Below are 12,471 nucleotides of genomic sequence, written 5' to 3'. Positions count from 1 at the left end.
TTGCGATTTATCTATTAATTAACCGTGAAAGGTTACGTGTAATGCTCCTTCACATAATTATCAATAATTACCTTAAATTCTTCAGAGACATTATCACCTTGTAAAGTTTTGAAATATTTGCCGTCTTTGTAGACTGCTGAAACAGGTTTTTCTCCATATCCAGGCAAGCTGATTCCCAAATTTGCGTGTTTGCTTTCTCCAGGACCATTTACTATGCATCCCATAACAGCAATGCTCATATGCTCTACACCTGGATTTTTTTTCTTCCACATCGGCATATGAGTTTTTATATAGCCATTCACCTCTTCAGTTAATATACGAAAACGATCGCTACTCGTGCGCCCACAACCAGGACATGAATTAACCTGAGGGTTAAAGTGTCGCAAGCCTATAGACTGCAATATTTCCTGACACACCACCACTTCATTAGTACGCGATTCACCAGGACGTTGAGTCAAAGAAGCCCGTATTGTATCTCCAATGCCATTTTGCAATAAATAAGTAAGCCCTGCTGCGGTATTTACCACACCTTTATTGCCCATACCAGCCTCAGTTAAACCCAAATGTAGTGCATAATTGGAAGATTTTGCAAGTGCCATATAAACTAAAATTAAATCTTGTACTTTGCTAACTTTACATGAAATGATTATTTTGTTTGAATTTAGACCAATTTCTTCAGCTTTTTTTGCACTATCAAGAGCAGACATTACAAGTGCTTTGCGCAGTATAACGTCAGAAGGCCTTGAATTACTAAGCGAAGAGTTTTCATCCATCAATTTTTGCAAAAGGTATTTATCAAGACTACCCCAATTTACTCCAATTCTAACCGGAAGATTGTGCATTATTGCATACTCTATAACCCTTTCAAACTTCTCATCACGTTTGTCGCCAAAGCCTATATTGCCTGGGTTTATCCTAATTTTACCCAGCATTTTGATGTTGTCTGGATAATCTTGAACTAATTTATCTAGCTCATACTGACCACAGCCTACCAATATTTTACCGTCAAAACCTTCTTTATTTATCTCTTCTACTATATAAGGTATTGCCCTTGCTACTTCCTCTGAATTCAAGGCAATTCGCACCAATTCTGAACCTGTACGCGCTAGTTCTGTTATCTCTTTTGCATAATGTTTTGCGCTACTTTTTATATTATCAGAATCTATATGCACGCCAAGCGCCATAGATTGTACAACTATAGGATTATTTCCACCTATCTTTACTTTTCCAACTTCCACAACATGAGTTTTGTGCCTGGAAATCGGCAATAATTCATATGCATCATCATTCAATATCAGGTCTTTATCTAGCATATTATTAATGGCCAATATTGTGATACTATTTTACTGTGTCAGCTACGCTGCCAAATGAACTCGAACCATTCAAACTATAAGCATCTACGTTATCCAAATTAGCAATAGAATCATGTGAGCACGTTTTTCTTGATGGATTTTCTTTTATAGTGACATTTATAGGAGAAACTTTTTTTTCTCGTGTTGAAGTAACTTTCTTCCCTTCTTGTTGTTCACTTTCATGCTGCTCGCTTTCATACTGGGAAACTGGCTCTTGATCTATAAATACAGCACCCTTTAAACGTGCGATATTAATACCATGCTGATTTATCATAGCGCTCTCTTCATCGTCGACTATGCACGCTTCCATGTCATTTGGCTCATTATCAAGACTAGCAATTTTTTTCTCTTTTAATTTTTTGATTAGATCTTCTTTATTTATAGCTCGATCTTGTGACTTTTTTTTCTTGAGCAATTCCCTACGCTTCTCATACAGTTTATATGACTCAGCAAAATCCTCATCTGTATGAAAGTTTGCACCACCAGGGTTACCAGGAGGTATGTATCTCTTACTGAGCTTAGATTTAGCTTCAGCACTATGCACAGTAAAAAAGCTAGAAACCAAAAACATTAATATAAACAAAACTTTAGAAAAAACCCTAAGCATATGGTGCTATAGTAAATATCGTGTTTTAAAAGATAGCAATTAACAAACTTTAAGTAAACCAGAATCTTTACTAACTTTACAATACAAATATTTTTCTAAAAAGTGATATACTTACTATCAAAAACCTACATAGGCTAAGAGAAGAGTAAGGTGCTACAAGTTGCGTAACACCTTCTCAAGAAGAGTGTTATGCAACTTAGTCTGGCATTTGCATATGCTTCTTTTCATTGCCATCGATAGCATCTACATTATTAAGTTTTGCGTCTGGTGTATCTTTAGACAAGTTCTTTTCTTTCTCCCTTTCACACTTAACTCCCTGATAGATACAGAATGCAACAAAAGAAGTTATCGCTATTGCGGCAACAGCACTGACTATGGCACAAATTAGTAGTGTTTTTTCTTGATCTGCTACTGCTTCTGTGAGTGTTTCCACTTTTTCTTCTAAACCTGTGAAGTTTTCTTGCAAGCCTGTAAACTTTTCTTGCAAACCATTGAATTTATCTGATAGATCTGTTGACAAACCGTCAAATTTACCTGACAACTCTGTAAATCTTTCTGATAAACCACCGAATTTATCTGACAGTTCTGTTACTTGTTCTGGCAAACCTTTGAAGTTTCCTAATAGCTTCTCTAGTTCTTCTACTTGTTCCTGCAATTTTGTTATGTCTGTTATGTCATTGCCAGACAAACTATACCAAGCATTACTCAAAATATTTGACATTTTTACCCCCTAATTAATTAATATATTACTATTGTACGTTCTCAGTACTTAAATTAGTATTAAATCAATTGTCATTATGTATTGATCTTTTAATAATTTTGTTTTACTTGCTTTTTGAAAGTGCAAAAACTTAAGTTAATGTATTACAAGGTTGCTATTCAACCAATATCTCTCTCTTTCCTGAGTAATTTGGAGAGCTGACAATTCCTTCTTTTTCCATTCTTTCAACAATATTTGCAGCTCTGTTATAGCCTATTCTAAGTTGTCGCTGAATGTAACTGGTTGAAACTTTTTGATCTCTTTGAATGATGGCCACTGCTTGATTATAGAGGTCGTTTTCTTCATCCTCTGTTTCACCTTCTGATTCCACAGAAGAATTTTCATCTTCTTTGGTGATTTCCTCCATATAATTTGGCTCACCTTGCATTTTTAGATGATCAACTATATCTTGCACCTCATTATCACTTACAAATGGGCCGTGAACTCGAATGATCTTACCACCAGAGGCCATATAGAGCATATCACCCATACCGAGCAATTGTTCAGCTCCTTGTTCGCCAAGTATTGTACGGCTATCTATCTTAGAAGTAACAGCAAAACTGATTCTCGTTGGAAAGTTCGCCTTTATCACACCTGTGATCACATCCACAGATGGGCGTTGTGTTGCCATTATGATGTGTATTCCTGCAGCACGAGCCATCTGAGCTAAACGTTGAATAGAGCACTCTATCTCTTTGCCAGCAACAAGCATCAAATCTGCCATTTCATCCACGATCACTACAATATACGGAAATGTCTCCATCTTGATTGGTATTTTTTCAAACAAAGGTTTGCCTGTTGTTGAGTTAAAGCCAATCTGCACAACGCGCTCCAATTCTATTCCACTATTCATCGCTTCTGTGATTTTTTGGTTATAGTTTATTACATTGCGTACATTTAAATACGACATCATGCGATAGCGATTTTCCATTTCTTTCACTATCCACTTAAGAGCGATAACAGCCTTTTTTGGCTCTGTTACTACTGGCGCCATTAGGTGCGGTATTGCATCATATATTGAAAGCTCAAGCATTTTTGGGTCGATCATTATCATCTTACATTCATCAGGACTTAATCGATAAACGAGCGAAAGAATCATAGTGTTAATCGCAACTGATTTACCCGACCCTGTGGTTCCAGCAACGAGCAAGTGGGGCATTTTAGTCAGATCTGCAATAACTGGTTTTCCACTTATTTCTTTGCCAAGGGCAATTGGGAGATTTAAGTTTGCATTCTGGTATTCTGGTGATTCAAGCAAATCACGCAGCATTACAATTTCTCGTTCCTTGTTCGGCAACTCTATTCCCATAGCATTTTGCCCACGAATTATTGAAATACGTGCAGAGAGTGCACTCATCGAACGTGCAATGTCATCTGCAAGGCCAATTACTCTTGCAGATTTCGTACCAGCTTGTGGTTCAAGTTTGTATAAAGTCACAACCGGCCCATAGCATACACTGATAATTTTTCCTTGCACGCCAAAATCACTCAGGACTTGTTCCAGCAGAGATAAATTTTTATTGCTCTCCATTTCATTCAGCTGCTTTCTCTGCAAAGACTCCTCTGCTTTAGAAAGTAAATGAATGCTTGGAAACTCGAACTCACTGGAAGGTTTAAAAATTTCTTCGGTAGCTTTTTTCTGTCTTTCTTTTGGTTGTTGTTTAGTAGTGATTTTAGTTCTATGTTTTTCTTCTACTACTAATGGTGCAACTGAATATTCAGCAGTTTTATGTGATCTGAAGAATGGAACATTTACAAATAAGCAAGCTATTTTTTTACATAAGAAGAATAGAGAGTAAATTGCTCTCTTCCAACCAACCGATCCTACAAGACCTATTGATGTTACTATCACAAATACATAAAATGGGCAGTTATTAACGAGTGCATTCCCTATTATTCCACTGTGTCTGTACCTTGCAGTGATGCCTAGCGAAAGTTGTGGTAATATAGCACATACCCCTAAATTGATTAATATTAAATAGAGAATTTTCAGCAGTATTTTTGCTGGCCTGAAGATCAACAAGTAAACTATGGTTGTAGCTATTGTAACACTAGTTAATCCAAGAAATTGAACCAATATATCAGCTAAATATGAACCTACTATTCCACCTAAATTTGTCACTTCCTTATTTGTAGCCGTGTTTAAGGAAGGATCTTTATAGTTGTAGCTAAAAACTGATATATATACATATATTAAAAGGGATAGATATATTGCTGATTTTAGATATTTTTTTAACATCTACCTAAAGTAGTAAGCTACTGTATATTTTACAAAGTGAATTGTTATTAGCAATATCATTATAGATAAATCTAATCCATTGAACGGTGGTATATATCTTCTAATAATCTTTAGTGGTGGATATGTCAATTGGTTCAAGATGTGCATTATGCTACTGACAGTTTCATTATATATGTTCACCATATTAAGTTTAACCAGCCAGTTTAAGACAACCCAACATATTAGAATGAAGCTATAAAGATCAAGTAACGTGTTGAGTAGATATATAATTGGATGCATGCATATCTATTACACGAAAGTTATAATAAAGACAAGTATTTAGCCTTTTCAAACTCAAAATGTTGTTTTTGCTGAACCAAAAAAAACTTCATTTTTTGAGCTGCACCTAAGGTAGGAGGAAGGAGGGCTGTATAAAATATATTTAATGTTTCAGTAGGTCCAATATTGCCTGCTTGTAAATATTGTCCCTGTGTCCTATTGAAACAATAATTACTATACGTTTTGCAGTATTTACACGATAGACAATACGGTAATCATCAGCAACTTTTATTCTTCTATGTCCCTTTAATCTCTTGCGTAGCAACACACCGTTACCAATAGGATCAATCTCAAGATACTTTTTTATTGCGTCTTTAATACTTGGCTTTACATCTTTCGGCAAGAAAGGCAAATTTCTTTTAAGAACATGCTTTAGATATTTAATGGTGTATCGCTTATTTCCAGATGTCTTCACTATCCTCTACTTCTTCTGCATCATCAGCATTTAACTCCCTAATAATTTTGGAAAATGCAATATCTTCCGCTTCAAGTTCGATTGCTTCCTTGACTAGCTTTTCTGTTAATTTTTGAACAGACTGCTTAGTGGCTCTAGCTAGTTCAACAAGATGCTGCGAAGTTTTTGGGTCAAAAGTTATACTAATTCCTGAATCTGCCATAAGTTTTACCGAAGCCTACTACCACAACTATTTTACAACATTTTTCTGAATTTTTCAATAAAGAAAGTTGATGATATGTAAGAAAAATTTTGCCACCTGCGTTAATAAACAATTAAAGATTTAGCATATTTGTCTACGATAGTATTCCTCTATTCTATTACTTAAGTTAGACCACTTTTTTCTATTAATATTTCTTGTTTACAAAGATGAGCAATTACTCATCACGCAGTTGATCTATGGATATAATACTACCGTTTGATAATTTTTCAGTACATTTTTCACTTTTGTATTCTTTATCAGAATCGATACTGATTTTGTCAAATATTAAAACATCTCCTGAAATTTTATCACGAAACTCACTAATAGCAAAAAACGGTATAGTAATTCGCTCTTGTTTCCCTTGAAAACTCAAACTGACGCTAAATTTATCCTCAGAAACTTTTAAATCATAGAATTGATGCTGTAATATAATAAGCATTTGAGTGGGGTATGACTTTTTCAAATGATCTGGCATGGTTACACCATTAAAATATGTGAAAAATAATATTTCTAAATGAGGGATAAAACCATTACCTGATATAACATCTAAAGTCTTTTTGATAACTTGAAACTTAGCAGAATTAAGCAATTTTTTGTAATCTGTTTGCTCCATATAACTTTCACATACATAAATTTTTGGGGAACTTCTGTTACCCGGCGTTCCCTGAACCGTGCTTATAGCAATGAAGTTATAGTGCTTAAATTAAGCAGCTATTGCAACATTGTCTTCAGCAGCAAAATTATCGTTTGCATTTAAATTATGAACTCTTAGCGGTGGTGTCTAACCGAGCAAAACTACCATCTTTACTATGCATGTCGATCCTTATTCGCCCCCATATAAATTAAAAATATGGTGGAGGCGCCGAGTACTGCCCTCGGGTCCAATACACCTATTACAGGGTGATTTTATTGCTATAGTACACAAAATGTACATAGCTATTATATAGCAACATTAAATAAATGTCAAGATATTATGACCTTAAGTTGATTTATTGCTAAGACAAAATTAAGATTTCCAGTAAAAAATTCTGTGACCTTACCCAGAAAAAGTGGAGAGAAAGTTAAGAAAATTTTTTACAAAAAGAATAATGAATCACAATGTTCAGGAATGCAATAATTAATAGCAGAATGCCTACGCTGTTTTTTGTAAAAATTTCTATGTATTCAAATATAGCAGTTCTAGCTTGTTGAACAGAGTGCTTAGGTCCAAAGTGTGATGGTATGATACATAAGAAATTGCCATCGAAGGAGGAATTATGGTTACACCTTTACAACTTTGTTATATTACGCAAAAAGACTCAAAACTCTCAAAACCTTATGAATTTATATGTAACCAGTGGACACAAGCATCCTGAATTATTTATACTAAATCCATACCATCACACTTTGGACCTAGTTCCTTATTCATTCTCACAATCCGTGAACGGTTACAAATACTGGAGTTTACCCTTTTTCTTGTTATTTTTTTAATCTATAGTTAGCATTCAAAACCATATTCGAAAAGTATCTCATATATTTCCAGATTTTTTCAATGCTGTTTATTTCATCCTCAACATTGTCTCTACCTTTATGAACTAAGTTACAATTTAGCAGCATTAAAAATTATAACGTATTCCTACCTCCAGAGTTGCATCTGGTATTTGTAATGCTTTTATACCACTTAGTTGCCCGCCTGCAGCAATACCAACTGCACCAACTATCTGTGGAGCAATTTCATAATCAACACCGACCTTCAGTTTATAGGAAATAGAACCCAGTATTTTATCTACTACAGATGCCTCCTCTGCAGCAGCTCCAGTAACCTCACCTGCACTCGAAGTAGTGGTAGCTCCTGGATCTTGAGGTTTTAAATCTTTGCTTTTACCACCTTCACCAAAGCCAAAAGGTATTACTTGTAAGTATCCTCCTAAACCTCCACTGACATATAGTTTAACGGGATCAATATCAAGGTCAGGGTAATAACGATAATTTGCCAATAAGCTAGCCCCTATTTTCCTTGTATCCTTATTAGCAATATCACTCATGTTAGCAAGAACCTCAAGTTCAAACTTAGAGTTTTTGTCATGATGATAACCAAAAACAACGCTAGGTTTCATTACAAAGCCACCACCCCATCCAGCACCAAAGTTTAAACCTGCATAGTACTGATCTTCTGACTTACTTGCACTATTATTAGCTGCACCTGCTAGAGATGAAGTAAGCAACACAGCCAAAACGCATAATCTCTTCATTTTCATATAACTCCTCATACAAAAAAATATATAATGCATAAGTATATATCCTTTATATTAAAAAAGATATAACCGCATGTCAAAAAAAGTATACCTACAAAGTAAAGGATGTGCTACTCGGATGTATCCGTTCAGCAGAATGGCAAAATAGGTAGACAAGCTAACGTATTTGTTAAGTTATGTGTAAACAGGAGGTTATGAGAAACTTGTAATAAAGTTGTATAACATAGCTGTTCATAGAGCTCACCCAAATCGGGCATATGCATTTGCAAAAGCCTGCAATCACTTTGCAAAAACCGATAAATTAGATGCAAAACTGTTGGAAAAATATGCTGAATTCATCGCAAAAAACGATGGGGTAAAAGACTTACTATTACCCACAAATAAAAACATAGTATTGTATTTACTCAAATAATTTAATTTTATTAACCTGAAAGCTTATTGGATTAAAATTATTAAACTAAGAGTTATAATTTTAGCAACTAAAAGCTGTAAATTGCACCATATAAACAGTTATTTCAAGCAAAAGTTATGCCATTAAGAGCTATGCAACAAACATTTATATTTGTGGGTAATAGTAAGATCTAAATCCGATAGAGCATTGTTGGCACACCATCAAAAGTCGCCTCAGACCTCTAATGCATCAATGTACAGACTTACACCTTTTAGTTGGTAATACCATTTTAGACGTTTATCATTCGTTTTAGAAAATACTATAGAATCCAGAAAAAAACATGCCTAGACGAGCTATTTGAATGACATTAGTTGTTAGTTATGCAGCTAACAGCTTCACTATTACAACATTTGTTTACTGTTATGTCTGTAAGATACCCTACTATACCACCTAATGCTGCACCTGCAATTCCTAATAATACAGCAGTTGCAACTACTCCAATAGCAACAATCTCAGGTATAATTCCTATTGCAGCTAGTGTGGCTCCTACAGCACCAAATAATAATGCTAAGCCTATAACTCTTGGGGAAATTCCTGAAGCTTGTTTTTGTGGAGAATGATGATTCTTATTATCTGTTATAGGTGGCTGAGCACTTTGCTTTTCCACTGTATGTAAGTTATTGTTAGTTGCTTTTTCTTTGTGTTCATTAAATAATTTTACAAGCTTACTTTTCTTTTTAAAGTCGGCCCAACATGATGCACTGGCGTTTGACTCCCCCTTTTCTTCTTGACCACAAAATTTAGGGTCAGCGTCTGCCTTCAATAGTAATTTTGCAATTTCAATATCATGATCAGTTTCCACACTATCACTGTAAGCAATACATTGTAACATCTTACTTTTTTGCCTATTAGATGCATACGGTAAAAGCATTTCTACTGTACTCTGACTATATTTTGTAATATTGCCGATAATTAACTTTTCTTCTACAGAACCTACACCAATTTCAGCACCGTGTTCAAACAGTACCTTAACAACATCATTTTTGCTTTTTTCTAGAGCATAATACAGCGGTGTAAATTCAGATACACTACATGTATTAGGATCTGCTCCATGCTTTAGAAGCATACTTATGACATCAAGATTACCTAGATCACATGCAATATATAAAGGGGTGCCAATACCTTCCATCAAAATATTAACATCTATTGCGTTAAGTTGTGAGCATAGCTCGACACTGCTATTATGAGCTGATATTGAATTGTTAGCGCTATACTTTGATAAAACTTCTTCAAGTAGCTCTATCCAACCTGATTCAAAATTGCTGCAGGAATTTTTTACAATGTAGTGCAATATTGACTCCCCAGTCCATGAATCAAAAGGTCTGGTTTGTGAATTGATATTTTTGACTTTTTCTAACAAAATTTTTGTCTTGGCTAGATCTTTATCATCAAGAGCCTTAAATAAATCAACCTCTTCTTCACTTAGATGTGAGCCGTAGCGCTCTCTAAGAAATTCTTTTGCCCAGTTTTCAAAATATTCAGCCAAGTTGTCAATCCAATCATCATTAGGCTGTTTGCTAATGAATTCTTCAGTCATCTCGCCTATTGATATTTTATATGCTACTGATATTTCTTTAAACTTTTCTGTTGCTGTCTTTTGCTCTTCTTGGCTTTTATCTGACCATTTGTCGGGATGCCATTTCAATGCAAGCTTGCAATATGCCTTCATAATCTCTTTTGTGCTTGCACTCTCTGACAATCCTAATACTTTGAATGCCTCTTTACGTATTTTTGGAATCATACTCACTCCCCCAATCAAATTAATTTAGTATAATACTATACCAGTTTAATCCACAAAAATCAAACGAATATTTTCAAAACAGTGCTAAACTTAGGCTGCTATGACAAGAACAGTTGATGTATTACTACCACTTCCAATTGATCAGTTATTTTCGTATGCAATTGAGGAAAATACTGAGATTTTACTTGGAGATTACGTAGTGGTGCCATTTGGCAAAAAACGCTTGATCGGAATAGTTTGGAAATATAGTGACAAGAGTGGTCGAGCATTAAAATTTATTGAGCAAAAAATCGATTTACCAAATATTAGACCAAAATTGATTACATTTGCAGAGTGGGTTGCGCAATACAACTTAATACCTATTGGTATGCTTGCCAAAGTGATAATGGGAGGAGTGTTAAAAGTAAACCAAATAGATAAATTGGTTTGTGCTAAGCAGAAGCAGGAAATAAGTGAAATAAGTTGCCAATTAAACCCTGAACAGCAGATAGCTAGCGATAAAATAATAAGCAGTTTGAATGAGTATTCAGTGACTTTGCTTGACGGTGAGACAGGATCTGGAAAAACGGAAGTTTACTTATCCGCAATTGCAAAATTGGTAGAAACTGTAAACAGTGCACAAATTTTAATCCTCTTGCCTGAAATTGTTTTAACTTCACAATTGGTAAATCGTGTTCGCGGTCAGATATCAAAAAACTTAGCTGAATGGCACTCAGGGCTCACTCCAAAAACTCGCCGGAATAATTGGCTCAATATAGCAAGTGGAAATGCGCAGATAATTATTGGTGCACGGTCAGCGCTTTTTTTGCCTTATAAAAACCTAAAATTGATTATCATTGATGAAGAGCACGACTCATCTTTTAAACAAGAACAGGGAATTATATATAATGCTCGAGATATGGCGATAATCTTAGCCAAATTTGAAAATATTCCGATTATTTTATCATCAGCAACTCCACTGCTTGAAACGATTCATCATGTTAAAAGCGGGAATTATAATCATGTAAAGCTAACCAAGCGATTCGGTGGTGCAGAATTGCCACTCATTAAAGTAGTAGATATGAGGAACAACAAGCAATGGATCTCCTCTGAGCTTTTTGAAAGCATCAAACAAACCATAGAGAAAAAACAGCAGGTTATGCTCTTTTTAAACCGCCGAGGGTATGCACAACTGGCAGTTTGTAAAAAGTGTGGATATAAAATTTCCTGCTTAAATTGTGCTGTTTGGCTTACATATCACAAGAAAAAAAATGCTCTTTTGTGCCATCATTGCTCTTATCAATTAAAACTCCCAGAAAAATGCTCTGATTGCCAGAGTGAACAGTCATTTTCCCTTTATGGCGTAGGAATTGAAAGGTTACTTGAAGAAATGGTGAAATTAATACCAAACGCAAAAACTGCGATGATAAGCAGCGATCAGAAGTCGGTTAGTAACGTAATTGACTTGGTACTGAAAGAAGAGGTGAACATTATAATCGGTACACAAATAATTGCTAAGGGGCACAATTTTCCTAAATTAACTTTGGTTGGAGTAATGAATGCAGATTTGAGTCTCGAAAATTCTGATTTAAGAGCAGCAGAAAAGACGTATCAATTGTTGCACCAAGTTGCAGGCAGGTCAGGAAGGTTCAATGAAAAAGGAATGGTAATAGTGCAAACCAATAATCCTGAAAGTTCAATAATAAAAGCATTGCTACATCAAAAAAGGGACTCATTTTATGAAATTGAACTTAAGTCAAGACGCGAAGCCAAAATGCCACCATTTAGCAGATTAATAGCGCTTATAATTTGTGGTAAGAATCAGATTGCGACACAAAAAGCAGCGAATGAAATAGTAAAATCTCTTCTCTGTCATACAAGTAGCTCAACTACTTGTATTCAGGAAAAAAATGTAAGTGCAGACAAAAAGGAATTTGAAATTCTTGGTCCATCACCAGCAGCAATAAATTTCTTAAATAATAAGTATCGGTATAGGGTGTTGCTAAAAATACACAATAAGCACAGTCTATCTATACAAAAGAAGCTGAAATGTTGGATTAAAAATTGTAACTTGAATTCGAGTATTGCAGTGATAATAGATGTTGATCCTGTGAGTTTTTTTTAACGAGTTCCG

The 12,471-nt window shown here is 35.0% G+C and carries 12 protein-coding genes, 1 other RNA gene and 1 pseudogene; 3 read left to right on the top strand and 11 right to left on the bottom strand.

All coding sequences use genetic code 11. From position 1 onward, the window contains the following. Positions 1 to 32: 32 nt before the first annotated feature. The 9 genes from ispG to ssrA form a co-directional block, all read right to left on the bottom strand. Positions 33 to 1,313, bottom strand: coding sequence for a flavodoxin-dependent (E)-4-hydroxy-3-methylbut-2-enyl-diphosphate synthase (ispG, locus tag AAGD68_RS01925; RefSeq protein WP_264687879.1), 1,281 nt, complete (start codon positions 1,311 to 1,313; stop codon positions 33 to 35). 25 nt (positions 1,314 to 1,338) lie between these two features. Next, positions 1,339 to 1,959 (bottom strand): TRP75-related protein, encoded by a 621-nt coding sequence (locus AAGD68_RS01920; RefSeq protein ID WP_253309909.1) that lies wholly within the window; start codon positions 1,957 to 1,959, stop codon positions 1,339 to 1,341. 196 nt (positions 1,960 to 2,155) lie between these two features. Beyond that, entirely contained in the window at positions 2,156 to 2,680 is a 525-nt protein-coding gene (locus tag AAGD68_RS01915) for a GAS domain-containing protein (RefSeq protein ID WP_253309908.1), read from the bottom strand. Positions 2,681 to 2,834: 154 nt separating this feature from the next. Next, positions 2,835 to 4,958 carry an FtsK/SpoIIIE family DNA translocase gene (locus AAGD68_RS01910; RefSeq protein WP_253309907.1) on the bottom strand — a complete coding sequence of 708 codons (2,124 nt, stop codon included), beginning with the start codon at positions 4,956 to 4,958 and terminating at the stop codon, positions 2,835 to 2,837. Continuing rightward, the gene (locus AAGD68_RS01905) at positions 4,959 to 5,237 is read right to left on the bottom strand and encodes a YggT family protein (RefSeq protein ID WP_006279515.1); all 279 of its coding nucleotides are present in this window, start codon (positions 5,235 to 5,237) and stop codon (positions 4,959 to 4,961) included. 142 nt (positions 5,238 to 5,379) lie between these two features. Further along, complete coding sequence (locus AAGD68_RS01900) at positions 5,380 to 5,691, bottom strand: type II toxin-antitoxin system RelE family toxin (RefSeq protein ID WP_264687877.1); 312 nt, start codon at positions 5,689 to 5,691, stop codon at positions 5,380 to 5,382. Next, positions 5,672 to 5,893 (bottom strand): hypothetical protein, encoded by a 222-nt coding sequence (locus AAGD68_RS01895; protein WP_253309905.1) that lies wholly within the window; start codon positions 5,891 to 5,893, stop codon positions 5,672 to 5,674. The genes AAGD68_RS01900 and AAGD68_RS01895 overlap by 20 nt, the downstream gene beginning before the upstream one ends. 214 nt (positions 5,894 to 6,107) lie before the next feature. After that, the gene (locus AAGD68_RS01890; protein ID WP_265016675.1) at positions 6,108 to 6,545 is read right to left on the bottom strand and encodes a ClpXP protease specificity-enhancing factor SspB; all 438 of its coding nucleotides are present in this window, start codon (positions 6,543 to 6,545) and stop codon (positions 6,108 to 6,110) included. A 22-nt stretch (positions 6,546 to 6,567) separates the two neighbouring features. Further along, positions 6,568 to 6,903, bottom strand: a transfer-messenger RNA (tmRNA) gene (gene ssrA / locus AAGD68_RS01885). A 311-nt stretch (positions 6,904 to 7,214) separates the two neighbouring features. Here ssrA and AAGD68_RS06755 point away from each other — a divergent pair. Continuing rightward, a pseudogene (locus tag AAGD68_RS06755) lies at positions 7,215 to 7,402 on the top strand (hypothetical protein); the annotation flags it as partial. A 125-nt stretch (positions 7,403 to 7,527) separates the two neighbouring features. Here AAGD68_RS06755 and AAGD68_RS01880 read toward each other — a convergent pair. Beyond that, a complete protein-coding gene (locus AAGD68_RS01880; RefSeq protein ID WP_341814319.1) occupies positions 7,528 to 8,169 on the bottom strand; it encodes a hypothetical protein in 642 nt (213 codons plus the stop codon). A 211-nt stretch (positions 8,170 to 8,380) separates the two neighbouring features. Here AAGD68_RS01880 and AAGD68_RS01875 point away from each other — a divergent pair, with 211 nt between their 5' ends. Next, positions 8,381 to 8,578 (top strand): hypothetical protein, encoded by a 198-nt coding sequence (locus AAGD68_RS01875; RefSeq protein WP_253309883.1) that lies wholly within the window; start codon positions 8,381 to 8,383, stop codon positions 8,576 to 8,578. A 346-nt stretch (positions 8,579 to 8,924) separates the two neighbouring features. Here AAGD68_RS01875 and AAGD68_RS01870 read toward each other — a convergent pair whose 3' ends face one another. After that, the gene (locus tag AAGD68_RS01870; RefSeq protein WP_341814318.1) at positions 8,925 to 10,358 is read right to left on the bottom strand and encodes an ankyrin repeat domain-containing protein; all 1,434 of its coding nucleotides are present in this window, start codon (positions 10,356 to 10,358) and stop codon (positions 8,925 to 8,927) included. A gap of 100 nt (positions 10,359 to 10,458) precedes the next feature. Here AAGD68_RS01870 and priA point away from each other — a divergent pair, with 100 nt between their 5' ends. Next, positions 10,459 to 12,462 carry a primosomal protein N' gene (gene priA / locus AAGD68_RS01865; RefSeq protein WP_253309901.1) on the top strand — a complete coding sequence of 668 codons (2,004 nt, stop codon included), beginning with the start codon at positions 10,459 to 10,461 and terminating at the stop codon, positions 12,460 to 12,462. The last annotated feature ends 9 nt before the right edge of the window (positions 12,463 to 12,471 follow it).

The organism is Wolbachia endosymbiont (group A) of Machimus atricapillus (genome assembly GCF_964027095.1).
In the GTDB taxonomy this organism is placed as follows: Bacteria; Pseudomonadota; Alphaproteobacteria; order Rickettsiales; family Anaplasmataceae; genus Wolbachia.
This window is presented reverse-complemented; position numbering and strand designations above follow the sequence as displayed.